This window comes from Actinomadura fibrosa (assembly GCF_900659615.1).
GTDB lineage: Bacteria > Actinomycetota > Actinomycetes > Streptosporangiales > Streptosporangiaceae > Spirillospora > Spirillospora fibrosa.
Window position 1 is genome coordinate 20,152 of the sequence record NZ_CAACUY010000016.1, and the last position, 26,186, is coordinate 46,337.

Annotated in this window: 23 protein-coding genes; 10 read left to right on the plus strand and 13 right to left on the minus strand. The window is 70.7% G+C overall.

Annotated elements, in window-relative coordinates; genetic code table 11:
* Positions 1–74: 74 nt before the first annotated feature.
* From E1300_RS08925 to E1300_RS08945, 5 genes are all read right to left on the minus strand, one after another.
* Positions 75–1,715: an ABC transporter permease gene (locus E1300_RS08925; protein ID WP_207399568.1), complete on the minus strand. Its 1,641-nt coding sequence runs from the start codon at positions 1,713–1,715 to the stop codon at positions 75–77.
* Positions 1,716–1,940: 225 nt separating this feature from the next.
* Positions 1,941–2,879: an ABC transporter ATP-binding protein gene (locus tag E1300_RS08930; RefSeq protein WP_131756407.1), complete on the minus strand. Its 939-nt coding sequence runs from the start codon at positions 2,877–2,879 to the stop codon at positions 1,941–1,943.
* 176 nt (positions 2,880–3,055) lie between these two features.
* Entirely contained in the window at positions 3,056–3,712 is a 657-nt protein-coding gene (locus E1300_RS08935; protein ID WP_165502750.1) for a TetR/AcrR family transcriptional regulator, read from the minus strand.
* A 725-nt stretch (positions 3,713–4,437) separates the two neighbouring features.
* The gene (locus tag E1300_RS08940; protein ID WP_131756409.1) at positions 4,438–4,680 is read right to left on the minus strand and encodes a TDT family transporter; all 243 of its coding nucleotides are present in this window, start codon (positions 4,678–4,680) and stop codon (positions 4,438–4,440) included.
* 294 nt (positions 4,681–4,974) lie between these two features.
* Positions 4,975–5,187 carry a hypothetical protein gene (locus E1300_RS08945; RefSeq protein WP_131756410.1) on the minus strand — a complete coding sequence of 71 codons (213 nt, stop codon included), beginning with the start codon at positions 5,185–5,187 and terminating at the stop codon, positions 4,975–4,977.
* Positions 5,188–5,428: 241 nt separating this feature from the next.
* Here E1300_RS08945 and E1300_RS08950 point away from each other — a divergent pair, with 241 nt between their 5' ends.
* Positions 5,429–6,529, plus strand: coding sequence for an anti-sigma factor RsbA family regulatory protein (locus tag E1300_RS08950; protein WP_165502751.1), 1,101 nt, complete (start codon positions 5,429–5,431; stop codon positions 6,527–6,529).
* Between the two features lie 445 nt (positions 6,530–6,974).
* On the opposite strand, the gene E1300_RS08955 is transcribed toward E1300_RS08950, so the two are convergent.
* Both E1300_RS08955 and E1300_RS08960 read right to left on the minus strand, forming a co-directional pair.
* Positions 6,975–7,385, minus strand: a complete 411-nt coding sequence (locus tag E1300_RS08955) for a RidA family protein (RefSeq protein ID WP_131756412.1) — start codon at positions 7,383–7,385, stop codon at positions 6,975–6,977.
* Positions 7,386–7,690: 305 nt separating this feature from the next.
* Positions 7,691–8,542 carry a helix-turn-helix transcriptional regulator gene (locus E1300_RS08960; RefSeq protein ID WP_131756413.1) on the minus strand — a complete coding sequence of 284 codons (852 nt, stop codon included), beginning with the start codon at positions 8,540–8,542 and terminating at the stop codon, positions 7,691–7,693.
* A gap of 103 nt (positions 8,543–8,645) precedes the next feature.
* On the opposite strand from E1300_RS08960, the gene E1300_RS08965 reads away from it, so the two are divergent.
* Positions 8,646–9,692: an aldo/keto reductase gene (locus tag E1300_RS08965; RefSeq protein ID WP_242619026.1), complete on the plus strand. Its 1,047-nt coding sequence runs from the start codon at positions 8,646–8,648 to the stop codon at positions 9,690–9,692.
* 17 nt (positions 9,693–9,709) lie between these two features.
* Positions 9,710–10,006, plus strand: a complete 297-nt coding sequence (locus E1300_RS08970) for a putative quinol monooxygenase (RefSeq protein WP_131756414.1) — start codon at positions 9,710–9,712, stop codon at positions 10,004–10,006.
* A 261-nt stretch (positions 10,007–10,267) separates the two neighbouring features.
* On the opposite strand, the gene E1300_RS08975 is transcribed toward E1300_RS08970, so the two are convergent.
* The gene (locus E1300_RS08975) at positions 10,268–11,896 is read right to left on the minus strand and encodes an amidase family protein (protein WP_131756415.1); all 1,629 of its coding nucleotides are present in this window, start codon (positions 11,894–11,896) and stop codon (positions 10,268–10,270) included.
* Positions 11,897–12,190: 294 nt separating this feature from the next.
* On the opposite strand from E1300_RS08975, the gene E1300_RS08980 reads away from it, so the two are divergent.
* Complete coding sequence (locus E1300_RS08980) at positions 12,191–12,709, plus strand: hypothetical protein (RefSeq protein WP_131756416.1); 519 nt, start codon at positions 12,191–12,193, stop codon at positions 12,707–12,709.
* A 510-nt stretch (positions 12,710–13,219) separates the two neighbouring features.
* Here E1300_RS08980 and E1300_RS08985 read toward each other — a convergent pair.
* Positions 13,220–14,689 carry an MFS transporter gene (locus E1300_RS08985; RefSeq protein WP_131756417.1) on the minus strand — a complete coding sequence of 490 codons (1,470 nt, stop codon included), beginning with the start codon at positions 14,687–14,689 and terminating at the stop codon, positions 13,220–13,222.
* Between the two features lie 55 nt (positions 14,690–14,744).
* Between E1300_RS08985 and E1300_RS08990 the strand changes: the two genes are divergently transcribed.
* Positions 14,745–15,386, plus strand: a complete 642-nt coding sequence (locus E1300_RS08990) for a TetR/AcrR family transcriptional regulator (protein ID WP_131756418.1) — start codon at positions 14,745–14,747, stop codon at positions 15,384–15,386.
* Positions 15,387–15,491: 105 nt separating this feature from the next.
* On the opposite strand, the gene E1300_RS08995 is transcribed toward E1300_RS08990, so the two are convergent.
* Positions 15,492–15,761 carry a hypothetical protein gene (locus E1300_RS08995; RefSeq protein ID WP_131756419.1) on the minus strand — a complete coding sequence of 90 codons (270 nt, stop codon included), beginning with the start codon at positions 15,759–15,761 and terminating at the stop codon, positions 15,492–15,494.
* 124 nt (positions 15,762–15,885) lie between these two features.
* Positions 15,886–16,737, minus strand: a complete 852-nt coding sequence (locus tag E1300_RS09000; protein WP_131756420.1) for an SAM-dependent methyltransferase — start codon at positions 16,735–16,737, stop codon at positions 15,886–15,888.
* 87 nt (positions 16,738–16,824) lie between these two features.
* On the opposite strand from E1300_RS09000, the gene E1300_RS09005 reads away from it, so the two are divergent.
* Entirely contained in the window at positions 16,825–18,168 is a 1,344-nt protein-coding gene (locus tag E1300_RS09005; protein ID WP_131756421.1) for a cytochrome P450, read from the plus strand.
* A gap of 21 nt (positions 18,169–18,189) precedes the next feature.
* Here the strand turns inward: E1300_RS09005 and E1300_RS09010 are convergent, their stop codons facing one another.
* Entirely contained in the window at positions 18,190–18,600 is a 411-nt protein-coding gene (locus E1300_RS09010; RefSeq protein WP_131756422.1) for a ParB N-terminal domain-containing protein, read from the minus strand.
* Positions 18,601–19,619: 1,019 nt separating this feature from the next.
* Between E1300_RS09010 and E1300_RS09015 the strand changes: the two genes are divergently transcribed.
* Genes E1300_RS09015 through E1300_RS09030 form a run of 4 tightly spaced genes read left to right on the plus strand, consistent with a single transcriptional unit; the run spans position 19,620 to position 24,607 of the window.
* Positions 19,620–19,952 carry a hypothetical protein gene (locus E1300_RS09015; RefSeq protein WP_131756423.1) on the plus strand — a complete coding sequence of 111 codons (333 nt, stop codon included), beginning with the start codon at positions 19,620–19,622 and terminating at the stop codon, positions 19,950–19,952.
* Positions 19,949–21,556, plus strand: a complete 1,608-nt coding sequence (locus tag E1300_RS09020; protein ID WP_131756424.1) for a PrsW family glutamic-type intramembrane protease — start codon at positions 19,949–19,951, stop codon at positions 21,554–21,556. Before E1300_RS09015 ends, E1300_RS09020 begins: the two co-directional genes overlap by 4 nt.
* Positions 21,553–22,050: a hypothetical protein gene (locus E1300_RS51385; protein WP_207399570.1), complete on the plus strand. Its 498-nt coding sequence runs from the start codon at positions 21,553–21,555 to the stop codon at positions 22,048–22,050. Before E1300_RS09020 ends, E1300_RS51385 begins: the two co-directional genes overlap by 4 nt.
* The gene (locus E1300_RS09030) at positions 22,010–24,607 is read left to right on the plus strand and encodes a hypothetical protein (protein ID WP_165502752.1); all 2,598 of its coding nucleotides are present in this window, start codon (positions 22,010–22,012) and stop codon (positions 24,605–24,607) included. The genes E1300_RS51385 and E1300_RS09030 overlap by 41 nt, the downstream gene beginning before the upstream one ends.
* Before the next feature lie 47 nt (positions 24,608–24,654).
* On the opposite strand, the gene E1300_RS09035 is transcribed toward E1300_RS09030, so the two are convergent.
* Complete coding sequence (locus tag E1300_RS09035; RefSeq protein WP_131756426.1) at positions 24,655–26,127, minus strand: lipase family protein; 1,473 nt, start codon at positions 26,125–26,127, stop codon at positions 24,655–24,657.
* Positions 26,128–26,186 lie beyond the last annotated feature (59 nt).

Sequence of the window (26,186 nt, forward strand, 5' to 3'; positions counted from 1 at the left end):
GAGGCCAGGGGACGCCCCGACCCGGCTGAACCGACCCGGCCGGGTGGTTCCGGCCGGGTGGTTCCGTTGATCGGTCAGGGGCCGACGTCGCGGCGCCGGAGCCCGAGGTAGCCGCCGGCCAGGAGCGCCGCGGCCACGGCCGTGAGGGCGAGTACCGGGACGGCGGAGAAGTCGTCGGAGGGGAGCTGGGGGGCGTCCTCCAGCGGGGAGATCTTCCCCGTCCAGTCAGGCAGGTCGATCGCGTCGGCGAACATCGCGATGAACGTGCTGTACCCGACCAGCGCCCAGGCCACGACGGCGGCGAGCCGGGGCGCCCAGCCCAGGCACAGTGCCGCCAGGCCGACGAACAGCCAGACCGCGGGCAGGTAGGCGAGCGCCATCACCGTCATGCGCGGTATCTGGCCGGCGTCGGAGACGGCCAGCGCGTACCCGATCCCGGTCCCGAAGCCGGTCGCGACCATCATCACCGCCGTCCCGCCCAGCGGCACGGTGAGGTGCCCGGACAGCCAGGACGAGCGGCTGACACCGGTCGCGAGGATCGGCTCGGCCCGTCCGGACGTCTCCTCGGCGCGGAGTCGCAGCGTGCTGACGACCCCGAACGCCGCCGCCAGCAGAGCGTTGATCACGAAGGCGAGGGCCAGGAACGAGTCGATGAGGTTCGCGCCGCCGCCGAGCACGTCGGCGACCTTCGGGTTGTCGGCGACGAACTCCTCCGTGCTGTCCACCATCGACCCGAAGGCCAGGCCCATCAGCAGGACCCCGGCGGCCCAGGCGACCAGCGTCCACCGCTGGAGCCGCCACGCCAGCCCGGTCGGCGTGCCGAGGCTGGGGGACGCGGCGGCCCGCCCGGGGCGCGGCGGCAGCAGCCCGGCGGCGAAGTCGCGCCGCTCCAGCAGCGCGAACGCCGCCACGGTGAGCACCGCGGCGGCCAGCAGCGGGAACAGCAGCGGCCACCACCGGTTCTCGGAGTAGGGGAAGGTGCGCTGCGCCCAGCCGATCGGAGAGGCCCAGGACAGCGCCCCGTTCCCGACGTCCCCGATGGCGCGCAGCACGTACGCGGCGCCGAGCACCGCCGTGACGACCCCGTAGGCGGCCCGGACGCCCTCGAACACCTGGACCACGGCGGCCGTCAGCGCCGCGAAGAGCAGGCCGTACGCGGTCATCGCGGCTCCGACCAGCAGCGACCCGCCCGCCGGGAGGCCCGTCGCCACACCGGTGACGAACAGCAGCACGCCGGTGATGACGTTGGCCGTCAGCGCCAGGTACAGCGCGGCCACCACCGGGGCGCGCCGGCCGACCCGCGCCGACCGGATCAGCTCGGCCCGGCCGGTCTCCTCCTCGGTCCGGGTGTTCCGGCCGACCAGGAACATGTTCATCAGCGCGACCACGATCGCCACGTAGGTGAGGATCTCGAAGAGGACCTCCCCGCCGATGGTCTCAAGCAGGCGGGGCGGTCCGCTCATCGCGATGACCGCGGTGTTGTCGCCCATCGTCCGGCGCAGGTCCGCCAGATCCTGGGGGGTGTCGTAGAGCTTCTGGCTGCCGAGGGACTGGTAGCCGAACAGGAACACGATGCCGTACAGCCAGCACGGCAGCGCGCGCCGCTCGCGGCGCAGCAGGAAGCGCAGCAGCGCGCCCGCGCCGGTGGTGCCGCCTCCCGCGGGACGGGGCCGTGCTCGCTCGGTCGAGGGATGCTCTCGCGTACTGGTGGTCACTGGTCTTCTCTCCGTCCGGTTCTGGACCGTCCAACGCCGGGAAGGCGATCTGCTGCCGGTCGTCCGCGCTCACCGGAGCCGTTCCGCGGCCGTGGGGTGCGGCCGCCGGGGACGCCATGGCGGGCGGGCCGGCATGGCACCCGGGAACAGCGCCCGGAGCGGCGCGTCAGGACCGGTCGCGGCGGCGGGTCCGCCGGTTCGGGCGGCCCGCGCCGGTGCGGGCGGTCAGCGCTCCGCGTCCACCTTCTCCGCGTCCTGCGCGGGAAGCTCGTCCTGGTAGTGGCGCAGGAACAGCTGCTCCAGCGTCGGCGGGTGGCTGGCCAGGCTGCGCACGCCGGACTCGGTGAGCCGCCGCAGCACCTCGTCGAGCCGGTCGGTGACGACGTCGAACCGGACGCGGTTGCCGTCCACCTCCACGTCGTGGACGAACGGCAGGTCGGACAGCCCGCGGGGCGGCGCGGCCAGCTCGGCGTCGATGGAGGTGAGGGTCAGGTGCCGCATCTCGTCCAGCGACCCCGACTCGACGGCGACCCCGTTGCGGATGATGGTGACCCGCTCGCACAGCGCCTCGACCTCGGACAGGATGTGGCTGGACAGCAGGACGGTGCGGCCGTTCCGCCGCTCCTCCCTGATGCACTCCTGGAAGACCTCCTCCATCAGGGGGTCCAGGCCGGACGTGGGCTCGTCCAGGATCAGCAGTTCGGCGTCGGAGGCCAGCGCGGCGATCAGGCCGACCTTCTGCCGGTTGCCCTTGGAGTAGGCGCGGCCCTTCTTCTTCGGGTCGAGTTCGAAGCGCTCCAGCAGCTCGGTGCGGCGCTTCTGGTTCAGCCCGCCGCGCATCCGGCCGAGCAGGTCGATGACCTCGCCGCCGGAGAGGTTGGGCCACAGCGTGACGTCGCCGGGGACGTAGGCGAGCCGCCGGTGCAGTTCGGTGGCGTCCCGCCAGGGGTCGCCGCCGAGGAGGACGGCGGTGCCCGAGTCGGCGCGCAGCAGGCCGAGCAGCACGCGGATGGTGGTGGACTTGCCGGCGCCGTTGGGGCCGAGGAAGCCGTGCACCTCGCCGGCGCGGACGGTCAGGTCGAGGCCGTCCAGGGCGCGGGTCCGGCCGAAGGTCTTGACGAGACCGGTGACGGAGATCGGGGTGTCATGGGCGGCTGCGGGCATGGTGAGCACACCTTCGATGTCTGGGGTGAGAGGGGACGCACGGCGGGTGGACGCCCGCCGGCTCGTTCTGGCACGTGGGAGCGCGGCGATCGTGCCGCTCATGCGGGAGCGGGACGGGCGGCGGGTCGGAGCCGGCCTCGCGCGCCGCCGCCCGCGAGGTGGGGATGCGCCCGGCGCTAAGCACGGCCGCCCCCCTCCATCCGGTCGAGCGCCTCCTTGTTCCGCCCCACCAGGTCCGGGTCCATGATGTTGTCGGTGAAGATCTCCATCAGCGCCTTGGCGAGCCGCGGGTAGCCCTCCGCCGAGAGGGTGTCCTCGCCCAGCGCGCGCGACAGGTGCTCGTGGAGCGCGACGACCCCGAAAGCGATCGAGGTCATGGCCGCGGCATAGGCGTCCAGGTCGGTGGTGGCGGGTTTGGAGAGGCCCGGCGGCGGGGCCTCCAGCATCTCCTTCGTGAACTCGACCGACTCGTCGAAGAGTTTGGCCGCCGCGGGTGAGCCCTCCACGAGGGTACGGGCGAGGTACCGCCGGATCGGCACGCTTGCCCGGACCACGGCCGACAGGTAACCGGGATCGCCCGTGCCGGTGTCGAGCGCGTCCATCTTGATCCGACGGATCTCGCGCATGACGTGCTCGTCGCACACCTCGCGCAGCTTCTGCTTCGACCCGAAGTGATGCTGGACGAGGCCGGGCGACACCCCGGCGGCCTCCGCGACGCCCCGGATCGTCGTGCCCTTCAGGCCGTGCGTCGCGAACTGCTCCAGCGCCGCGTTCCGGATCCGCGCCCGGGCGGTCAGGTCCTCCACCGGGGGCTCCTGCGCCTCCCCTGCCACGATGCCCCCCTCGCCAGACTCTGGGACGCCGTTTGGACAATGTCCAATACAACTGTTCAGCTTCCAATTTCGTTGTACACCCGTGCGCAGGCGGAGGGCAATACCGGCGCCATCGATATTCGAGAAGATCTTTCATCAAGGTCGGCGAGCGCGCGTTCGTCCCGCGAGCACGCCGGAACGGGCGCGAGTACGGCCGCCGGTTCCCGGCGCGCCCGGCACGGCCGGAGCGATATCGCCGGTCCGGATCCGGCCCGCGGATCAAGATTCCCACTCCCGGCCATTCGGGAAGAAAACCGCTAAACCAGTTGAAGATGGTCAGACGCCCCTCATGCGTCCGCACCGCCAGCTGAGCCGAGAACGAACGCCAGGCATCCCAGCGGACAACTCGCCTGAACGAGTTCCTCCAGTTCGAGGAAGGTTCGCTGGTGGTCCAGTTCCACGCGGTGATCGTGGTGCGCAGTAGGCGACCCGCGCTGGACAGGTGGCCGTCGGTGGCCCAGTAGAGGTTCACTCGGGGTTCGGTCACCGGAATCGGCCAGAGCGACATCAACGTGGAGTGCTCGGCCATGATCGCGTGGTGCGGATCAAGGCGCTCGCTCAGCGCCTCAAGTCGCCGGCGTCGCTCGGCTACCCCGCCGGGGAGGGCCGTGTGCGGGTGCGGCTCCCTGGGAGAGTGGCCAGGACGGTGCGGAGGGCGATGCCGCCGATCAGCACGGTGATCGCGGTCAGGGTGAGGTAGCCGTAGGCCAGGTGTCCGGGCGGACGGAGGATGCCGCCGCCGCGACCAGGCAGCCGGCCACCGTGGGCAGGAAGTACCCCGGATGCAGCCGCTCGAAGGCGAGCGGTCCGTAGATCCACTGGCCGGTGAACCAGCCGCCGAGCAGCACCGTCAGGACGAGGAAGACGTCGAAGACCACGGTTCCGGCTCTGGGGGCGTAGGGAAGGAGGCCCTGTGCCGCGAGCAGCATCCGTCCGACCCACAACGGAGCCTGCCCGTCGTGCGCCGCGACCAATCAGGTGCCCGCCAACCCGGCGACGCCGAACGGCATACCGAAGAAGTTCAGCGGCACTCGGCGGACCACTGCGGCGGCGTGGCCCTCGTCACCGGCGGGCATGGCGGCTCCTTATTGTGCCGAAAAGTGCAGGTCAGCGCCAGAATCATGGCGCCGCGCCACTTCACCGGACATCGATCGGATCACCCGCGCCCTCGCGGCGAGGCTCGCGACGCGCAGTCCGGCCCCAGGGTGCCGCCCGGACGCGCCTCAGCAATCGGCGGAACCACCGGAGCGGAACCCGGTGCGGCCCCCGCCGCCTCGCCAGATTCGGGCGACGGTCATGCCGGTGAGGTGGAGGGTGAGAGCGGCGTCCAGTTCGGCCAGCACCCGAACCGTCCCGGCCGGCTCGGTCGTCTCCTGGGGATCACCGGTGTGAGCGTGCTGGACGGCGTTGGTGACCAGCGCCCCGGTCGCGTGCAACGGCCTGGATACGTCCTCGGCTCCGACGCCCGCCTCGGTCAGCCAGGATTTGAGACCGGTCGGACGGCGGCTCCGGTCGTCGCTCCGCCGATGCTTGCGGCCCCCGAGGCTGGGAACGACCGCAGTGGTCGCCGGCCTGGAAAGGCTGACTCAGCCGCTGATGCGCGGGGCGCCCAGGTGCGCGACGGTGGGGTTACGATGCGATCTGTTGGTCGCCGGTGTGGTTGACGGGAGGCCAGGCATGGAACCTCCGGCCGGGGGCGGCGGTGCCCATCAGGGCCTGCTGTACGGCTCGCCTGAGGAACTGCTGGGGGCCGCCGTCCCATTCCTGCGCCAGGGCCTGGCCGCCGGCAACGCGGTGGTGCTGGCGTGCGGCAACGCCGGCAACGCGCTGCTGGCGGAGGCGTTGCCCGGCCGCGAGCGCGGGGACGTCGTCCTGGTCGACCGCGCGCAGGTCTACACCCGGCCCGCCGGAGCAGTGGCCGCGTTGCGCAGGTTCGTCCGCGCCGACCTGCAGCCGCACGCGCGCGGAGTCCGGCTGGTCGGCGAGGTGGACTTCGGCGCCGACCCGGCGTCGCGGCGCGAGTGGATGGGCTTCGAGGCGATCATGAACGTGGTACTGGCCTCGGTCCGGCTGCGGTGCGTGTGCGCCTATGACACGCGGGTGCTGCCCGAACCGGTGCTGGACGCCGCGGCGCGTACCCATCCCGAGTTCCTCGCGCCCGCCGGGGCGGTGCCCAGCCCGGGATATACCGATCCGGCCGCCTTCGTCGCCGGCCTGCCGCCCGCGCGTCCCGATCCGCTGGAGAGGACGCCACCGGTCTACCAGCCGGATCCGGTGACCGAGTCCGGTCAGATCCCGGCGCTGCGCACTCGCCTGCGGTCGGTCCTGGACGGGCTCGCGATGCCGGCGCCGACGCGGTCGAACCTGCTCGCCGCGGTGTCGGAGACCCTGGCCAACGGCATGCTGCACGGCACGCTCCCGGTACGGCTGTGCCTGTGGGCGGACCCGTCGCGCCTGGTGTGCACGGTCACCGACCAGGGGTCAGGGTTCGACGACCGGATGCTGGGATACGGCCCTCCGGGGGGTGACCTGCACGGCGGCGCGGGACTGTGGCTGGCCCGCCGTTGCTGCGATCGGGTCGAGACCTTCCACGGTCCCGACGGGTTCACAGTGCGGCTGGTGCTCGCGCTGCCGGCACGGCCCCGTCCGGCCGAGATGGAGGGCACCCGCGCGCGGGTGGAGAACATGCAGCACAGGGCGAACGCGGCGGCCATCCGAGCCGACCGGCTAGGTAGAAAGGCCGGCCACCTGAGCCGACGAGCCGGACGGCTGGCCTAGAGGACGCCTACACCAGAGCCCTCCCGAGTATCGACCGCGGCATGCAACGAAGCCATCGCGACGCCCCCGCAACACACCACCCGGTGCTCGCGCCGCGCCGAGCACAGCCCGTCCTCAGGAAGAGGCAACGTCCCTGACACCTCAACCCACCCCCTCGCCGACAGGCAGATTGACGAGCATGCCGCCCGCACCACCGCACAGCAATCAACCACCGACGACGAGCAACCGACGCACTCGCCCAGGTCAGGGTCCTCCACCCTGTCCGTGGACGGCGCTCGTCCCGCAAGCGTGACGCTTCGCCTACAGCGGCACCAGGCAGCAGACCCACCTTGCGGCGTTCATCGTGGCTACGTGCACCTTGGTCCCAGCGCGTGTTCAGACGAAGGCGGCCCCAGCATTCGGCTACTGCCCGGCTGGGCCACCGGGTGCGCTACACCGTTCGACGTCAGTCGGGCAGCGCCACGGTGAGATCGACCTCGACAAGTTGTCCGGAGAAACCCAGTTGGGCAACGCCCAATAGCGTGCTGGCGGTAGTGAACGCCTCACCCAAGGCAGACTCGGTGAGCCGACGCCATACGGCTCCGAGGTCGTCCCTTTCGTCGCTCCGCACGTAGATCACCGACCGCACCACGTGTGACGGCTGGGCACGCGCCGCTGCCAGGGCAGCGAGCGCGTTCGCGATCACCTGGTCGACCTGCTTTTCGAGGGAACCGGCACCGACGAGGTCACCGTTCCGATCAAGCGGGCACTGTCCCGCCAGGTAGGCCGTACGCCCCGCCTCCACCACCGTGATGTGGTGATAGCCGGGCGTCTCATGCAGCGGCTCGGGATTGATGCGAGTGATCCTCTCAGCCATGGCCGCAAGTCTGACGAACGTGGTGGCAACACGCACCGCGTTTTCCCCTCCGGCAGGCGCACCTCAAGAACCGGAGATCTATGACGCTGCCGACAGGCATCCACTTGACAAACCGCGGGCCGCTCGACAACAAGATCGTGGGCGTGACGATGCGTGTCAACGTCCTGCAAGGAGCGATGGCGCCGGTGAGGTAATTGCCGGAACTGGCCGACGTGCCGCCGGTGGTGGCGGTCCTTGACCTCGCTCGGCCCGGCACCAGGGCCGTGACCTTGCCCTCTGTCCGGACGCCGGAGGGCCGTCCCGAGTCAGTTGAAGGTGTTCACTGGCGCGGTGTGGGCGGCGAGCAGTCGCAGGGCCGTCTCGGACGGGGAGCCCGCCTCGACCGTGTGGGCGATGAGGGCCTGGTCGGCGTCGCCGGGCGGGCGCAGCGTCTCGAAGCCGAGGTCGAGGCGGCCGACGACCGGGTGCAGGTAGACGTAGCGGCCGTGGGTCTTGTCCTTGAGGTGGTGCTCGGCCCACACTTCGCGGAACTCGGGGCTGGCGGCCGACAGCTCCTCGATGAGCGCGGACGTCGCCGGGTCGTCGGGGTGCCGGCCCGCGTCGAGTCGCAGGTAGGCGGCCACGTCGCCGGCCTTGCCGCGCCAGTCCTCGTACAGGCTGCGCATGCCCTCGTCCAGGAAGACCAGGCGGGCCAGGTTCCGCTCGCGGGGCGGCAGCGCGCCGAAGTCGGTGATGAGCGCCGCGGCCAGGTCGTTCCACGCCAGGACGTCGGTGTTGCGGCCGACGATGTAGGCGGGGACATCGCCGGTCGAGTCGAGCAGGCGGCGCAGACCGGGCCTGACCTGCTGCGGGGCCTCGGCGGCGCCCTCGGGCCAGGGCCGCGCCAGCCGGTAGAGGTGCTGCCGCTCCACCTCGTCCAGACGCAGGGCCCGCGCGACCGCGTCCAGAACCGCCTCGGAGAAGTGCAGCGTCCGGCCCTGCTCCAGCCGGACGTAGTGGTCCACGCTCACCCCGGCGAGCTGCGCCAGCTCCTCCCGGCGCAGCCCCGGGACACGCCTGCGCCCGCCGTAGTCAGGGAGGCCGAGTTCTTTCGGGTTCAAACGGGCCCTGCGTGACCGGAGGAATTCGCCGAGTTCCGCGCGCCTGTCCAAAGCCATGACTCGATTATCCCGTCCGGCCGGTGGCCTCAGCCTGGTCATGCGGTGCCCAGGCATCGGCCGCCACTGGGGCGGTGCCGCCGTCCCGGCCAGAGTGACGGCCATGGAGATCACCACCCGCCCTCTGGGCGACACCGGAATGGACATCACCGCCGTCGGCTTCGGCTCCTGGGCGATCTCGGGATCCGGCTGGCGGTTCGGCTGGGGCCCCACCGACGACGCCGAGTCGGTCGCCACCATCCGGCATGCGATCGCGTCCGGCGTGAACTGGATCGACACCGCCGCCGTCTACGGCCTCGGGCACTCCGAGGAACTGGTCGGCAGGGCCATCGCCGGGCTGCCCGCCGCCGACCGCCCGCTCGTCTTCACCAAGGCCGGCCTCGTCTGGGACCCGGACGACCCCGCGGCCGCGCCCCGCCGCATCATGCGGCCCGACAGCGTCCGGCGCGAGATCGAGGACTCGCTGCGCCGCCTGGACGTCGACCACATCGACCTGTACCAGGTGCACTGGCCCGACACCGGAGAGTCCCTGGAGTACGCCGGCGACGGGTCCGGCGCGGTCTCTCCCAACGCCACGCCGCTGGAGGAGTACTGGCAGGTCATGGCCGATCTGAAGGCCGAAGGCAAGGTCCGCGCGATCGGCCTGTCGAACCACTCGGTCGCCCAGTTGGAGGCCGCCGAGAAAGTCGCGCACGTCGACGCGATCCAGCCGGCGTTCTCGGCGATCAACCGGTCCGCCGCCCCCGAGATCGACTGGGCGCGGACGCACGGTACCGGCGTGATCGTCTACTCGCCGCTACAGTCCGGGCTGCTGACCGGCACGTTCTCCGCCGAGCGCGTCGCGAACCTGCCCGCCGACGACTGGCGGACCGGGCACGCCGACTTCACCACCGGCCTTCCCGCCAACCTGCGGCTCGCCGAGGCGCTGCGTCCCATCGCCGAACGGCACGGCGCGACCGTGGCCGAGGTCGCGATCGCCTGGACGCTGGCCTGGCCGGGCGTCACCGGCGCGATCGTCGGCGCCCGCCGCCCCGGCCAGGTCGACGGGTGGCTCGGCGCGGCCTCGGTCGCCCTCACCCCGGCCGACCTGGAGGAGATCGCGTCCGCCATCACCACCACCGGCGCCGGCACCGGCCCGGCCCGTCCGTGACCACCGAAGGAGAAGAGGTGGGCCTTACCGTCATCGCGGAGATGCTCGCGTCCCCCGGCCACGAGGACCGGCTCCGCACCGCCCTCGAAGCGATGATCGAGCCGTCCCTGGACGAGCCCGGCTGCATCGCCTACCGCCCCTACGTCGATCCCAACCATCCCGGCCGCATGGTGGTCGTCGAGGAGTGGACGGGCCCGGACGCTCTCGACGAGCATTTCGCCACCGACCACTTCCACCACGTCGAGAGGGTCCTGGAGATCATCCTGGCCGAGCCGATGACCGTCCGGAAGCTGGTCCGGGCCGCGGCCGCCTGACGAGCGGCGGACGGCCCTCGTCCGACGCGAGGGCCGTCCGCGGGCCGCAAGGCCGCAAGTCTGGGAGGCTCTCAGGGTGGTGTTCCGTTCGGGCGCCTCGGAACACCACCCAGCCGGGACGGCCACAGTGTTCCGCAACAGTCGCCACATTCGACCGGTTCGTACGCACCATGGCCGAGGCCAGCGGCATCCGTACCGGCCTGCCCAACCATGGCCGGACGGCTCGGTCTACGACCAGGATCCTGTCCGCGCAGCGGCCGATCAGCCCTTCAGCGGCGGGGTCGAGGACGGGGCGCGGCGCTTGCCGGTGGCCTGCTCGTAGTCGTAGCCCATCGCCAGGAGCGTGGGCTCGCTGAACGGCCTACCGAGTAGTTCGACTCCGACGGGCATGCCCTGGGCGGTGAAGCCGGCGGGCACCGACAGCGCCGGGTAGCCGCTGTTGGCCGACATCGCGCAGTTGCGGTTGGCGTTGGCGTCCGGGTCTTCGAGAGGCTGGGCCTGCTGGGTGATGGTCGGGTAGACCACGGCGTCCAGCCGGTACGCGGCGTACAGGTCGCCGAGCATCTTCTGGAACTTCGCCCGGTTCGCCAGCATCGTGGCGTACGACTTGGCCTGCGGCGTGCCCGCCTTGGGCGTGGTGCCGACGAGCGTCTTCAGGATCGCCAGCACGCTCGGCGTGACCTTCCCGGACGTGACGATGTCGGCCAGCGTCACCTTGTCGTACGGCGCCTCCTTCGCGGCGAGGCCCTTCGGGAACCTCATCCCGGGCGAGGCGAGGTAGGCGTTCAAGTCACGCTCGAACTCGCCCAGGACGACGCTCGCATCGTCCATCGCCGTGAGGAGCCCGGTCTGGGCACCGAGGTCCACGACGGTGGCGCCCTGGCGCCGCATGTCCTGCGCGGCGGCCCGGACGAGGTCGCTGGTCTGCTTCTGGTCGCCCTTGGCCAGGAACAGCCCGCTCATCACACCGATACGGCGACCGCGCAGCGCCCGGTCGTCGAGGCCGGAGACGTAGCTGCGCGGCGTCCTCCCCAGCGCCGCCTTGGTGACGGGGTCCTTGGGGTCGTAGCCGACGGTGGCGTCCAGGACGAGTGCGACGTCGCGGACCGACCTGCCCAGCGGCCCACCGGTGTCCTGGGTCTGCGACATGGGCATGATGCCGTCCCGGCTGGACAGGCCGAGGGTGGGGCGCAGCCCGACCAGGGAGTTGTGCGAGGACGGGATCCGGATCGACCCGCAGGTGTCGGTCCCCATGCCGATCGGGGCGAAGCCCGCCGCGACCCCGGCGCCCGTGCCACCGCTGGAGCCGCCCGGGTTGCGGGACTGGTCGTAGGGGTTGCGAGTCTGCCCGCCCAGCGAGCTGATCGTGGTGACGCCGAAGGCGTACTCGTGCAGGTTGGTCTTGCCGAGGATGATCGCGCCCGCGTCCCGCAGGCGCTTGACCTGGGTGGCGTCGTCGGGCGTCCGCGTGCCGGCCAGCGCCAGCGAGGCGTTGGTCGTGGGCATGTCGGCGGTGTCGTAGTTGTCCTTGACCAGGATCGGGACGCCGTGCAGCGGACCGCGGACCCGGCCGCGGCGCCGCTCGGCGTCCAGCCTGACCGCCTCCCGCAACGCCGCGCCGTTCAGGCTAATCACGGCGTTGACGCCGGGCTGACTCCCGTACGGCCCCTCGTAGGCGGCGATCCGCTTCTCGTACGCGCGGACCAGCTGAGCGGAAGTGACCTTGCCGGACGCCAGCCACCGGCTCAGGGTCTCGACCCCGGCATCGGTGACGTCCGGAACCCGGGCGGCGTCGGCGGGCGAGGGGAGCAGGGCAGGGCTCCCCGCGGCCAGCAGGACGCCGATGACCAGTGCCCCGGTACGCCGCCGGGCAGGACGGATGATGCGCATGCGTCTCCTTCGTTAGGCCCGCTAAGGAGATCAGGGAACTGTTGCGCCCGTGTTGCACCGATATGCCAGACGATTTAATGATCATCGCGACGCGGCCGTCCGGGGACGAAGGCATCGCGTCCGCCCGCCGTACCCTCGCTCGCCGGGAGGAGGCCATCCGCAGCGCCCACAGCCACTCCCCGCGACAGTGCACGGAACTGAACATCTGTGCACTCTGCAGTAACGACACACCCGTCCATGCCCCGCATCCTGATCTCACACGGGCCCGAAACCGCAGGTTCAGGGGGCACAAGCATGATGAAGAACTCGTCAAGACATCGACACTTTCCGCGCGCGTGGACGCGAAAAGCTGGAGCGGCTCTGGCATTGGCAGCCGCGCTCGGATCAGGCAGCGTCATCGTGGCGGATCCGGCCGCGGCCGGCGCGGACCGCTCAACGGTTCGAGCGCCGATCTGCAACGTGTACAACGGCTTCCGATACCAGGCTCCCGGGCACACGGAAGTGTACGTAGTGATCGACGGCAAGCTGCACTGGGTCCCCGACGAGATCACTTACCACAATCTGTGGGCGACCTGGGACGGGCTCAGATCCGGCATCCCGAACTGCGAATCCGGGGACCAACTGGCCTTCGGCGCCTACCTCGCCCGGGAGGTCGAAACAGGCATGGTGTACCTCCTGGGCCGCACCAAGCGCTGGATCCCGAACATGACGATCTTCAACCAGTACAGTTTCAACCCGGCCGCGATCAAGGACAGGGGCCGGGACTTCCTCGCGATCTACGACCGAGGCCCCGACATCCCCGCACGTGTCTGAACCAGGACAGGCTAACCCGCGCAGCCCAGCCAGGTCTGCGGCCACTCAGCCGCACCGCAGACTTTGCTCCGCCTCCCACCTACAGCATTGGCGCAGCGCACCGACTACGGGACCGAAACCCGCGCGCTGGCGCTCGCCGACCCCAACACCATCCAGGCGCGCAACAAATACCCCCGGCAATCGCCCCGACCACGAGTGTTCCTGCGAGCCGCTCGACCTTCCGGGTGGCACCGAGGAATTCACACCGCCGCTGACCCACAGCGTCCAATATTCACACGAACCGCGACCCCGCATTTCGAGTCCTTAGACCCGCTAGGGCGTCTCTTCGCTCGTGTGCGAGGCCGATTCCGGCTCAGCGTTTCTTGTGCCAGAGACTGCCCGTTCGCTTAGGACGGCAGTTCTCCGTCGGTAAGACGCTCGACCTGATCTCGGACGCGACGCCCCAGCCTGCTCGATCACGACGACACCGCAGGCGTCCAGGCGGCACGGTTGGTGGCCGGCATGTTGCGGTCATGGTGTGCCGGGCGTGCCGGAGGTCTCGGCACGCAGGCGATGGGCCAGCAGCATTCCGCCGGCGGCGAGGAGTCCGGTCAGTACAAAGACGCCGAGCAGCGTGGTCCGCATCGAGGTGCTGTGGTCCTTGCCGAAGGCGATGGCCGCTCCGCCGAGTCCGGCGATCACGGCCGTGGCGAAGGTCTGGGCGAGTTGCAGGGCGCCGCTCGCCTCGCCCTGCCGTTCCGCGGGAGTCTGCTGGAGCGTCTGGGTGGTGGAGGCGTTGAACCCGATGCCCATCCCCAGTCCGCCGATCGCCCAGCCCAGCAGGGCCGTCCACGACGGAAGCACGCTGGACACGGTCGTCACCGCGATCAGCGCGACTCCGGCGGCCAGGACGGCGAAGCCCGCCACCGTGGCGGCGACGCGCCCCGCGCCGCCGGCGTCCCGTCGCGCCTGTAGTGCCGAACCGGCGACCCAGGTGATCGCTCCGGCCGACAGGCCCAGCCCGGACGCGGTGGCGTCCATGCCCCGCAGTTCCTGGAGGCCGAGCGGCAGGAAGGCCTCGGTCCCGAAGTAGGCCCCGCACAGCAGGGCGCGGACGGCGACTCCGGCTCCCAGCCCGCGGCGGGCGGCCAGCGTTCCCGGGGGCGTCACCCAGCGCAGGGCGGGGACCATGATGGCGATGCCGATGGCGGCCAGCGCGACCAGTGCGGCGGCGTTGGTCAGCAGCAGTGCCTGGAGCAGGACGCCGGTTCCCACGGTCAGCAGCACGGCGCTGCCCAGCGGGCGCTTCCACCACGGCAGCACGGGGCGGGCCGCCGCGGTGTCATCAGGCCGCCGCAGCGCCCGCAGCGGCGGCAGGGTGAGGACGGCCGCGACGGCGATGATCGGCAGGATGAGCAGGAACACCGACCGCCACGTGGTCCGCTCGGCCAGGGTGCCGGTGATGGCCGGGCCGATGAGCGACGGGATGGTCCACGCCGACGACAGGAGGGCGTACATCCGGGCCCGCAGGTGCTCGGGGTAGGCGAGACCGATCATGGTGTAGGCCATGGCCATCACGGCGCCGACGCCGAGCCCCTGGCCGAAGCGGCCGACGAGGAACAGGGGCCAGGTGGGGGCGGCGCCGGCTACCGCGCAACCCGCCGCAAGAGTCAGCATGCCCCAGGTCATGGGACGCGGCGGACCGCGCCGGTCAGCGGCCCGACCGGCGACGACGGTGCCGATGACGTTGGCCAGCATGAGGGCCGAGAGGCCCCAGCCGTAGGCGCCCAGGCCGTCCAGGTCCTCGGCGATGCCGGGCAGCACGGTCGCCACTCCGAGGGACTCGAAGGCCACCACGCCGACCGAGAGCAGAACGCCCAGGGTCAGCGCCCGGTAGGTGCCGGCGAACACGCTTCCGGCGGCGGCCGGGGGCGACGTCGCGGTGTTGTGGACGGTCTGGTCCGCGGATCGGGCCAATGGATCTTCGGCGCGACGGGACATGACAGCCTCCATTAAGTTTCGTTCCGGATCGGAACGTAACGGTTATACTGCTCCCATGGCCCACTCGACAAGCCGGAGCCCGGACAGGGCCGCGTCCTCGGCCGGCGGACGCCCCCGCGACGCTCGAATCGACGAGGCGGTCCGGCGCGCGGTCGTCGAGATCCTCAACGAGGTCGGTTACAGCGGCCTGACGATGGAGGCGGCGGCGGCCCGCGCGGGGACGACGAAGCCCGCCATCCGCCGCCGCTGGCGCTCCCGCCAACAGCTCGTCATCGACGCGCTGGCCTCCACCGTCGGCACCGCGCCGACGCCCGACACCGGCTGCACCCACTGCGACCTCATCGCCGGGATCAGCACGCTCAGCGAGGCCTTCACCACCGCTATCGGCCGCAAGGCCCTGCCGGCGCTCGTCGCCGACCTCGCGGACGACCCCGCCCTCGAACGCCACTTCTTCGAGCTGTTCTTCCATCCGCGCCGGGCGACCACCGCGGCGGCGCTCCGCCGCGGTATCGAGCGGGGTGACCTGCGCCCCGACGTGGACATCGATCTTCTTCTGGACATGCTCGCCTCGACGACCTACTACCGCGTGCTCTTCGGGCATCTCCCCGTCACCCCCGAGCTCGCCCAGGACGTCGTGGCCGTGATCATGTCCGGCGTCGCCACCGCCCAGTGGCGTGACAACCACACGACCGGCTGAGCCGGCACGGGCTTCAGGAATCCGCCAGCTGGCAGGAGCACCGAGGGAGGCGGAGAAGTACGAGGCCTCCTATGGGAGAAAACGCTTCGGACGGCGCGATCGCCCTCACATCGGTCGGCGACCATCGGGCGGAAGGTCTTCTAGATATCGAGGCTCGCCCGCGTCGCCGATAGCATCCACGGCCTGATCGCCGTCCGCATCTGGACAATTCTTGCGCGGCCTGGACGCCGCTTCCCTCACAAAGCCCAAAGCAAGCCCGAGTGCTCGAATTAGGCCAACCGTTCCCATGCCGAGGACCTCGTCGAACTCATCGCCGCCCCACAGCACCACGCCGAGATCATCTGCGGATGACAACGGCGCAGCCAGGTGATTCATGACACGTTGCGCCGCGGACTCGCGGATAGGAGCGGATTCGCAGTGTCAAGTGTGGCGATTCGTTGCTCGGCTCAACGATTTCGTCGCCCGGCGCTGATGGCGGTTCTAGTGGGTCATGCCAGGGTCACGAAGCCTGTTCGGCCTTGCGGCCCACGCCTGCGTAGCACCATTGGCGGTCGGCGCGGGGCGGGATTGTCGTGCCCGGGTCGGGGCGCCACATCGACAGGGTGGTGAGACCGGGTTCGATGAACTCGAAGCCCTCGAACAAGCTCGCCACGTGGGCTCGGCTGCGCAGTGTGATCTGGGAGGTCGCCCTCGCGTACACCGCGCCCGCGTCCCGGACGCGACCGTCGGCGTCGAAGTCGCCGGTCACGTGCGATATCACCAGGTGGCTGCCCGGGGCCATCGCGTCCCGGAACCGCGCGACGATACCGGGCGGGTCGTCCTCGTCTCCGATGAAGTGCAGGACCGCCAGCATCAGGACGGCGACGGGCTCATCGAAGTCGATCAGCCGGTTCACCTCGGGGTCGGCGAGGATGTCGCCGGGACGGCGCGCGTCGCCCTGGACGACGGTCACCTCCGGTGTGTCAGCCAGCAGCGCCCGGCCATGCGTCAGGACGACCGGCTCCCGGTCGACATAGACGACATGCGCCCTGGGAGTGACCTGATGGGCGATTTCGTGCACGTTTCCCTGAGTGGGAAGGCCCGATCCGATGTCGATGAACTGGCGGATCCCGTGTTCGGCCAGGAACCGTACCGCACGCCGCAGGAAGGCACGGTTCTCGCGTGCCAGGAACGGCGTGTCCGGCGCATGGCGAATGATTTCGTCCGCGGCCTCCCGGTCGACGGCGTAATTGTCTTTGCCGCCGAGAAGGTAGTCGTACATCCGCGGGACGTTAGGGGTGTAGGGATCGATGGTGTCCAGTGTCTTCTCCCGGCCCGGCGGGTGGGCAGGCCCGCTCGGGGTCCAGTCCATGCGTGTCGCAAATCGTGCACGTATATGAAAGCATCGAATCAACCCGTGGACAACCCGATCGAAGACCCCCACACCGGGAGTGCGTACATGCCCAGCCACAGCAGCGGTCATCCACAGATTCCTGGTCCGTCCGCCCTGGACGACGGTGCCGAAGCGGTTGCCGCGGCCGGCGGGTTGCACAACTATCAGTTGCAACTGCACGCCGAATACGGTTCTGTGGTGCGCTTTCCACTGCCCGGGGCCGGTGCGGCGGTGTCGATCGCCGATCCGGTGCTGCTTGAGGCCACCGCGAAGATCAACAAGCGGCCGGAGAAACTCTTCGAGTTCCTCGCCCCGCTGCAGGAGGCGGGCAACCTGCAGACGATCCCGGCCGACGAGCACGGCCCGTGGCGCCGGGTGATGCTGTCGGTGCTGGCCGGACGTCCCTCACACGAGGCGCACTTCGCGCAGTTCGCCGCGCTGACCACCGAGCTCGCCGACCGCTGGGCGGGCCAGGACGGCCCGATCTCCCTGCAGAAGGACTTGAGCGAGCTGTCGCTGCACATGATCTGCCAATACGCGCTCGGGGGCGGCCTGGAGTCCGCGGGGTCCGCCGGACGGGTCGTGTCCGCGTTCGAGACCGTCCTGACCGAGTTCATGTCCCAGGAGGGGCCGGGGAAGGACAGGGCCGACGAGGCGCTGGCCTACCTGCGCGCGACCGTGGACAAGGTGCTCGCCGCGCACCGCGAGCGCGACACCGCCGAGCAGGCCGATCGCAGCGACCTGATCGCGGCGCTGCTCGCCGCGGGCGAGTCCCCTGCGCGCATCCGCGACACGGTCCTGATGACCATGCTGGCCGCGCACCACACCACCGGCGTCGCCATCTCCTGGACGCTCTACCTTCTGGCCAAGCATCCGGACGCGGCCGCCCGCGTGGCCAAGGAACTGGACGACGTTCTGGGCGACCGCGCCGTCCCCGAGTACGGCGATCTCAAGCGGCTGACCTATCTGGACATGGTGCTCAGGGAGGCCATGCGGTTGTACCCGCCCGGCCCGTACGGCGCTCGGGAGGCCACCGAAGACCTCGTGCTGGGCGACTACACCGTCCCCGCGGGCACGACGATCTTCTATCCGTTCTGGGCCGTCCACATGAACCCCGAGTACTGGCCGGACCCGCAGGTGTTCGACCCGGAGCGCTTCACGCCCGAGGCGTCGGCGAAACGTCCCCGGCTGGCCTACATCCCGTTCGGGATCGGGCCGCGCAGCTGCGAGGGGGCCGTCCTGGCGACGGTCGAGGCCGAACTGGTGCTGGCCTCCCTGCTCAAGCGGTTCCGTCTGGAGCTGCCTGCCGGGCAGACGGTCACGCCTATCGAACGCTTCGTGCTGTGGGCCGCCGAAGACATCCACGTGACGCTCACACCCCGGGATCCAGCGAACTCGCCCCGGACGTAACCGGGGAAGCCTGACCTCACCTCAAGGCCGTCCGGCACAGATCGATCGCAAATCCGTCGGCGACAACACCACCGCCTCAACCTCGGTCCGTCCCTCGATGCTGGCCTTGAGGAGCCGGTGGAATCCATCGAGCACCACCAGCCGGCCGTTGTGCTCGACCAGATGGATCGGATAGTTCAGGTCGCTGGCCATCACCCGCCGCAGATGATCGGGATACCGCTGCGGATCGTCACGGACCTGCCGCGGCGCGACCCGGAAACGCTCGCCGTTCAACTGCCACAACGGCAGATCGAACAACCACGCCAACTCCTGGACGGCAACGCGCCGCACCGGAAGCTCAAGCCGCCACAACCGCTCGATCTTCCAGGGCACCAACGGCAGCGTCTGCTTGAGCACCTCCGGCATCATTGCCAGCAGTTCGTCCCTGCTCACCCTCGGCGCGACACGATCCGACCCCACAACGTCTCCCCTCTAGAGCCGAGCACATGACTGAGCTTCACCCCGACTTGCCGCGAGAGTCTGACATTCCGCGGGATCGCGGGCGGTTTAACGGCTCGGTGGGAGTCGTCGGCGGCGGCCCTGCGCGACAAGGTGACCTCCGTCGGGCAGGGGCGCGAGGGCTTCCGCCGGGGGTGATCAGGTGGTCGGTGAGGTGGTCGTCGGGTCCTGGTAGTTCGATCATGCCGAGGGCCACCTGGGCACCGGCCGCCTTTCCGCCGGCGGTGTCGGCATAGGAGTGCGCCGTCAGCCCCTGGGCGGACGTGATGGCGAGCGTCGCGGTGTCTCCAGCGGACGGATCAGGGCCCGAACGCGGATCTGCCCCTCGGCGGCGGCCGAAGGCTTGTGTCAGGCTCAGAGAGCGAGCGTTATCGCTGCCGTTAGGAAGATGACCGTGTCGATGATGTCCATAAGGCGAGCGTAAGCACCGTCTCGCATCGCTGTTACCGAAAATCGGTAGACAAATCACCATGACGCGATCGCACATTATGCGAACACTTTCGCAGTTTCCGCCAGGTCCACTCCGGCGCGCTCAGCGTTTCGAACGACTTTGAACATCTTTGCCGTTCATGGCTGTTGAGCGGCCCAAGGCACCCGGCGGGTGGCGACGCTCTGGCGCGTATCTCCGATCACGCGTAGCGAAACCCCGGGGGCTGTTGGTGCTCGCCGCCGCGGCGGTCGCCGTGCGTCCGGTCGGAGAGGACGGGCGCGCCATGCCGACGATGATCGGGCATGTCGCTGAGGAGCGGTACAAGCAGTCGGTAACCGAATGGCAGGCGCTGAAAGCGTGTCTCCCAAGGGCTTGTCGGCTTGCGCTCGCGGACGGATACTGGCGCTCACGGCATGATCCCTTGATCGGGAGCCTGTCGCATTCCGCTCCCCCGAAAGCTCCCCGCACTTTCGATGCCGCGTGCTGATTCCTTGATCACATCGCAGAGAGTGACAAAGGGACGATGGACGACACCCGCGCAGCCGAAGCGGCCGACGATCCGCTGCGCCCGCAGTTGCTGCTTCTGATGGCCGGTGCGGTCATCGGCGTCGTGCTCCTGGGCGCGGCGCTGGTCATCGACCTGACCGGCGCCAACGATGTGCGGACTCCGGCCGTGCCCACGATGCCCTCCGGAGGCCTGCCCACGATGCCCTCGCAGGGCGTGCCGACGATGCCGAATCTGCCCACCCTCTTCCCGACCGCGCCGCCCGGCGCGACCGGGGCGCCCACGGAACTGCCGACGAACCTCCCGACGAACCTGCCGAGCATCCCGCAGATCCCGGGAGGTGCACCATGACCACCGGTCCTGGCGACACCGGGCCGCCGCGCCGCTGGTCCCCGACCGTTCCGGGCGGCGGGCATCACGGTGCCGCGGGCGGGCCGCCGCAGGCTTCGGGCGTGTCCGCGGCGCGGGCGGCGGTGCGGAGCGCCGTCCGCGACGACGCGGAGGCTCGTGCGCGGGCGCTGCTGGTCGTCCGGCTGACGATCGCGCTGTACCTGGCCGAGCTGCTGCTCAACCTCCTCCGCCCGCACGTCCAGCCGCACGAACCCGCGCTGTCGATCTTCGAGCGGACGACGCGCCTGTCGGGGTCCGTCGGACGGCTGCTGGCCACGCCGAGGACCGTGTTCTGGCTCGTCCTCGCCGGCATCGTGGCCGGCGTCCTGCTCCAGGTGCTGGTCATGGCCACGCGTCCGGACGAGCGCCGGGCCCGGACGCTGACCTGGCTGACCGTCGCGGTGGTCCTCGGCCCGTTCGGGCTGATCCCGCTCACCGTCATCGCCGAGTATCCGCTCCAGGCGCTCGCGTGCGTGCCCGGCACCGCGTTCGCGCTGGCGCTGCTGCACTTCGGCCAGCGGTTCTCGCGGATACCGGCGATGATGCTGCTCGCGGCGTTCGCCTGGGGCGCGCTGGTCGTGTTCGGTCTCGGACGGGCCGCGAGCAACCTCGCCTTCGGCACCCTCTACGGCTTCATGGGCGATGGCGCCCAGAGCGACCTCACGCGGCTGGCCGAGCGCCAGTACGACGCGCTGGACGTGGTCGTCGTCCATTCGGGCGTCGTCAACGCGCTGGTCGTCGCGGCGGGCGTCGCCCTGCTGCTGGTGCTGTTCCGGCATCGCGTCACCGACGCCGTGACCGGTCTGGTCGTCGGCGCCGCCATCGGCCTCGGCTACAACCTCGTCGAGAGCACGCTGATCATCCGCCTCTTCGGGACGCTCAGCGCGTTCACCGGCACGACGGGCGGGTTCGAGTACTGGGTCCGCCAGTCGATCGGGCTGCTCGGCGGGCAGGTCGCGTTCGGCGCCGTTCTCGGCGCCGGGTTCGGCCTGGCGGCGCAGGCGCGGCGGCGCGGCGGGCGCACGCGTGCCGCGCTGGCCGGCCTGGCCGCGGCGATCTGCGGCGCCATCGCCACCGAGACGCTGGCCGCCTGGCTGTCGCGCATCGTCCACGATCACGTCTCCGTCGGCGGTCCCCTCGACACGCTGGTCGTCTCGCCGTTCCTCTGGCTGCTTCCGCAGGCGCCGTTCATCGTCGTGGCCGTCCTGCTCCTGGCCGTGGGGACGCGCGCCAGAGCCGCCGCCGCGCGTGACGCAGTGGCGGCCGAGGCTGCGTCCGGCACGGCCATCACCCGGTGGGAGGCACCGTTCCTGGCCGACCCGGCACTGCGGTTCTGGAGCCTGGTCAGCACGGGACGCCTGTACGGGCGGGGCTCGGCTCTCGCCCTGCGGCGCCTGCAACTCGCCCAGCTCGACCTCGCAGCCTGGCGCTGGCAGCACCCGGGAGTCCTCGACGGGCCCGCCAAGGAGGAGGGCGACAGGTTGCGTGCGAGAGTGATGCTGCTGAGGACGCGTCCGGGCATCCGTCCGGCGGCGGCGCCCCGTCCCGGGCAGGTGACGCCATGACCCGCCGTCCCGCGCGCCGCGCGACCCTGCACCTGTTCGGCCTCCTGCTGGGGACATTGTTCGCGGCCCTCCTCATCCTGCCCCTGACTCCGCAGCAGGCATCCGCCTGCGACGTCAGCTACGCGTACAGGCCGTCCATCGACCTGGAGCACTTCGGTCGCACGCGCACCTGCTCGACGGGCACGTCCCTCGTCGGCGTCGCCCTGGTCTCCGTCGTCACGGTCGGGGCTCTGACAGCCACCGGGTTCCTGGTCTACCGGCGCGGTGCCGCGACGGCGGGCACTCCGCCGGGACGGTCCGCGCCCGCGCCCGCGCTGGCCGCCTACCTCCAGGCGACGGGCCTCCCCCTGCCCCCGCCGAACCGGCCGCCCGCAGGCGGATACCCACCACCGGCAGGCGGGCCCCCACCGCCCGCAGGCGGATACCCATCACCAGGCGGATACCCGCCTTCCTATGGGCGCCCTGGAGGCGGCGATGCCGCACCGCCCGGGTAGGCGCGCCGCCGATGGTCGGTGGCGGAGGCTGGTCGCGCTGTGCGCCGCCGCCCTCCTCGCCTCCATCGCGGCCGCCCCCGGCGCGTCGGCCACCCGTCCCGCCTCGCCGCTCGGGACCGAACGCGCCGCCGGGACGTCCGCGACCGAGAGCGCTGCCCAAGCACCCGCGCCCGACCCGAAGCATTCGCTCGACCTGGGCGACCCCGGCCTCCTCTGGACGCCCCGAGGCGAGATCATCATGGAGTGGATCGCCGGGGAAGGCGCGTTCGGCGATCTCGCCGCCACCTACGCCGCCACCTGGCTGTCCCTCGACGTGCCCGGCCTGTCGGCCGAGGAGCGCACGAAGTACGCCCAGGAACTGGACAGGATCCTCCGTGCCAACTGGGGCAAGAGGGAGGAGGCGAACACCGGGGTCTCCATCACCACCGCGCAGGCGATCAAGAAGAGCAACCCGAGGCTGTATGAGGAGTTGCTGAAGAACGGTCAGATAAAGGCTGACAGCGTCCTGCTGCAAACGGTGGGCCGGAACTGGTCGCAGGCCCCGGACAAGAACAACGGACTGCTCGCGCTGCACGCCGAGGTCATGGCGCTCAAGGCGCAGGTCTGGGCGAAGTACATCGTGGCGGCGCTGAAGGCGGGGAAGTCGGAGGCGGACATCGCGAAGTCCCTCCGCACCCTGGACCAGGAACTGATCAAACTGGGCGAGGGCCCGGCCTACCGGAAACGGCTGGAACAAGCCTTCACGTCCTCGGACGGCGTCAGCGTCAGCTCCTCGCGGCTCTCCAAAGGGGACTTGGTCGTCCGGCAACCGTGCGCAGGCAGATGCAGCACGATCGCCGAGGACGTCGACTATGTCGTCCCCACCCAGAAGCTCTCGGACGTCGTCGTCGGCCTCGCCTACGCGCAAGCGGCGATGCGCTTCATCGACCGGGCGGCCGCACAGAACGACGAGGCACAGGCAACCACGTGGGTGAACAACCTCCAGACCGTCGCGAAAAGGCTCCAGGAGTACTACACGGCGAACCAGAGCGGGAGCCTGGACAAGGTCGCGCGGGCGCGCGGGGCTTGGCGCCTGATGAACGAGATGCTCAAGCAGGAGGATTTCCAGCTGCGCTTCAACCAGCGACCGAAGGCGATCGCCACCAAGGTCCACGGCGTGCGTTACGCGCTGCAAAAGAACATCGGCGAGTCGGAGCAGCAGGTCCAGCAACGAGCCGACCAGGCGCGGAAAGAGGCGGAGAAGGCGAAGAAGAAGGCCGCCGAGAACGCCGGGGCGAACCCGACGTGCGCGGTGTCGATGGCTCGTCCGCGCACGGGACCTGCGATGGCCGTCTTCGCACCGGCCCGGAGATGCGGTGGCAGTGGAAAGGAGGGCGGGCTCATCGAGGGGCTCGCTTCCAGCGGCCTCGGCGGCGTCGACTTCACCACGTTGCAGATGCGCTACATGTCCGACGACGGGAGCGGCATCAAGTACGCCTTCTCGGCACAGGCCGCGTCTCCCGGCCTCAGCCAGGACTTCGGAGCCGGCCTCGACGCCTACGTGAACAGCACCGCCGATCTGCGGACCTGGCTGGTGCTGGATCCGGACAAGTTCTGGGTCAACCTCAACCCCGACGAGCCGGAGCGCATCATCGATCCCGCGCTCGGGCAGACGAACGCCGGGAAGGCCCTGCTCGAAGCCGACTACCAGATGAAGCGCACCGAGGGGAGGCTGCTCGATCCGAAGACCGATCTGGGCGCGAGGTACTGGGACGAGGTGGAGGGCACGTGCGTCTCCTCGCGCTCCTGGATCGTCCCCGGCGATGTCGAGGTCCGGGAGAAGGGCTCGTCCCTCTACGTCCTGAAGGCCGAGCTCTCGGTGAAGACGAAGGCGGACCGCATCGCCAACGCCGGGAAGCTGGCGTGCACCCCGGATTCGGCGAGCGAGGCGCACAACGAGCAGTTGGAACGGCGGCTGGTCCTCCCCGAGGTCATCAAGGCCGTCAACACCGCGCCCGAGTACGCACCGATACGCCGCGCCTTCCTGGCGCGCGTCATCGCGCAGTGGATCCGCGAACGGCACCGGAGCGGCCACCGGACGTCCTTCGACGGCCTGATCGACTCGGGCGACATCGGCCCGGCGAAGCTGGACGACGGCTGGCGGCCGCGGCAGGTGTACGACTCCTTCGTCCACTCCGTGCAGAACGGCGATTTCAGCTACACGCAGACCGAGGAGCGGGGCGGCGTGAGGTACGTCCGGCACATGACGATCGGGGGCGTCGACTTCAGCAGGATCCCGATGAACGGAGTCAGCGCAGCGCAGATGGACCAGCGGCAGCCGCGGCTGTCGGAGACGGTCGACGCGTCCGCGGACCACCCCGCCACGGCGTCCGACGGCTCGGTCTGGCTGGGCGACGGGGTGACGATGCCCAAGGAGGGCCTGTGGACGCGGACGTCGGGGAGCGTGCGCGCGTTCGCGTCCGGACGCACCGGCATCGCCGTCATCATCGTGGGGGCGTTCGTCGTGGTCACCTTCGGCCTCCGCGCCGGTTCCGCAAGGACGCGTCGGACCTCCTGATTCCCTCGGAGGAGACCGTGTCGCCGGCGGCCGCCTCGCGGAGGCGGTCAGGGCAGGCGCGGGAGGTTCGCGCAGTTGCCGGGCGCGGACCGGCCGTTGAGGCGGTCCTTGAGCCAGGCGATGGCGTCGCCCTGGTCGGTCAGCAGCGGAGCCAGGTGGTTGGTCAGGAGCCCGTCGCCCAGGTTGGGCAGCGAGACCGGCCGGTAGGTGACCTTGGCGCCCTTGGCGCACCAGTCGGCGGCCAGCCGGCGCGACTGGGCGTGCACCACGATGTCGTCCAGGACGCCGGTGGTGACGCGGACGGGCGCGGCGGGCCGCAGCGTCCCGATGCGTTCGCGCGCGAGGACCTGCTGCGCGGTGGGCGTGGTCGCGATGATCTGCCCGAGCGAGCGGCCGTCGGTGGTCCACTGGCCGCTTCTGGAGAAGCCGTAGCGGAGGATGGCGTCACCGACGCACATGGTGGACAGGTCCTTGAGCGCCGCGCGGCCCGTGGCGCTGATGTGGCCGTCGACGACCTTCTTCAGCGCCGGGTAGTTCTGCGAGAGGCCGTTGATCGACCACCCGAGGGCGCCCGCGAGGGCACTCCCCTCGATGCCCTTGATCACGGCGGCGAGGTCGGCGGGAGGAGCACCGGCGTAGGCGCCGGCGAGGTGCAGCTCGGGCGCGTAGCGGGGCTGGAGCTCGGCCGCGGCGGCACTCGCGCCGCCACCCTGGCTGTACCCGTACAGGCCGATCCGGGACGTACCGGTCAGCGAGGTGCCGGGCAGCCGGAACGCGGCGCGGGCGGCGTCCAGAAGAGCGTGGGCCTGGTCGAACCGCTCGGCGTAGGTGTGGACGCGGTCGGTCGCGCCGAGCCCGACGTAGTCGGTGACCACGACGGCGACGCCCTCGCTGAGCAGCCGGTAGATCCCGATGTCCTCGTAGCCGGCCGAGATGGTCTGGCCGTTGAAGGTGAGCGGGTTCTCCAAGGCCAGGGACGGCGCGCACTGGTCGCCTTGGCCCATGGTGCCCGTCGCCAGCGCGACCAGCGGCCGCGGTCCGCTGCCCCGCCACTTCGCGGTCGGCTCGACATAGGCGCCGGTGACGGCGACCGCCTTGCCGTTGGCGTCGGTGGACTTGTACATCAATCGGATCGCCTTGCCGGGCAGCGGCCCCTTCACGTCGGACAGGGTCAGCGCGAGCGGCAGCCGCTCGGTCCGGATGAGGGCGCCGTTACGGTCCGGGAGCCGCTTCGGCGGGTCGTAGAAGGCGGGGATCGTCACGCCGCGCGACACCTCCCGGGGGACCGCCGCCGCTGACGCGGTCAGCGGGGCCACCAGCAGGACGGCGGCCGTCAGCCCTCCGGCGGCGGGCAGTATCCGGCCGCCGGCCACCGAGCCGGGCACGGCGATCCCGAACCACCGGCGGCGCGCCCCGGTCCGACGAACGGCATCGGTGGGACGTTCGGCGGCGACCCGTGGCGTCCCCTGGCCGTCTCGCGCATCCCCCGCCGCGTCCTGCGACCCCGTCCTACCTGTCATCGGCCCACCCATGTTCCCCGCCAGTAAGTTTCTGATGGGTAACATAAGGGATCACTTAC

Excerpts from the sequence above, each read along its gene's own strand:
- E1300_RS09035 (WP_131756426.1), bottom strand. The coding sequence starts at position 26,127 with ATGACAGGTAGGACGGGGTCGCAGGACGCGGCGGGGGATGCGCGAGAC.
- E1300_RS09005 (WP_131756421.1), top strand. The coding sequence starts at position 16,825 with ATGCCCAGCCACAGCAGCGGTCATCCACAGATTCCTGGTCCGTCCGCC.
- E1300_RS51385 (WP_207399570.1), top strand. The coding sequence starts at position 21,553 with ATGACCCGCCGTCCCGCGCGCCGCGCGACCCTGCACCTGTTCGGCCTC.
- E1300_RS09015 (WP_131756423.1), top strand. The coding sequence starts at position 19,620 with ATGGACGACACCCGCGCAGCCGAAGCGGCCGACGATCCGCTGCGCCCG.
- E1300_RS08955 (WP_131756412.1), bottom strand. The coding sequence starts at position 7,385 with ATGGCTGAGAGGATCACTCGCATCAATCCCGAGCCGCTGCATGAGACG.
- E1300_RS09030 (WP_165502752.1), top strand. The coding sequence starts at position 22,010 with ATGGGCGCCCTGGAGGCGGCGATGCCGCACCGCCCGGGTAGGCGCGCC.
- E1300_RS08940 (WP_131756409.1), bottom strand. The coding sequence starts at position 4,680 with ATGCTGCTCGCGGCACAGGGCCTCCTTCCCTACGCCCCCAGAGCCGGA.
- E1300_RS08995 (WP_131756419.1), bottom strand. The coding sequence starts at position 15,761 with ATGAATCACCTGGCTGCGCCGTTGTCATCCGCAGATGATCTCGGCGTG.
- E1300_RS09000 (WP_131756420.1), bottom strand. The coding sequence starts at position 16,737 with ATGGACTGGACCCCGAGCGGGCCTGCCCACCCGCCGGGCCGGGAGAAG.
- E1300_RS08975 (WP_131756415.1), bottom strand. The coding sequence starts at position 11,896 with ATGCGCATCATCCGTCCTGCCCGGCGGCGTACCGGGGCACTGGTCATC.
- E1300_RS08960 (WP_131756413.1), bottom strand. The coding sequence starts at position 8,542 with ATGGCTTTGGACAGGCGCGCGGAACTCGGCGAATTCCTCCGGTCACGC.
- E1300_RS09020 (WP_131756424.1), top strand. The coding sequence starts at position 19,949 with ATGACCACCGGTCCTGGCGACACCGGGCCGCCGCGCCGCTGGTCCCCG.
- E1300_RS08985 (WP_131756417.1), bottom strand. The coding sequence starts at position 14,689 with ATGTCCCGTCGCGCCGAAGATCCATTGGCCCGATCCGCGGACCAGACC.
- E1300_RS08990 (WP_131756418.1), top strand. The coding sequence starts at position 14,745 with ATGGCCCACTCGACAAGCCGGAGCCCGGACAGGGCCGCGTCCTCGGCC.
- E1300_RS08965 (WP_242619026.1), top strand. The coding sequence starts at position 8,646 with ATGGAGATCACCACCCGCCCTCTGGGCGACACCGGAATGGACATCACC.
- E1300_RS08930 (WP_131756407.1), bottom strand. The coding sequence starts at position 2,879 with ATGCCCGCAGCCGCCCATGACACCCCGATCTCCGTCACCGGTCTCGTC.
- E1300_RS08980 (WP_131756416.1), top strand. The coding sequence starts at position 12,191 with ATGATGAAGAACTCGTCAAGACATCGACACTTTCCGCGCGCGTGGACG.
- E1300_RS08950 (WP_165502751.1), top strand. The coding sequence starts at position 5,429 with ATGGAACCTCCGGCCGGGGGCGGCGGTGCCCATCAGGGCCTGCTGTAC.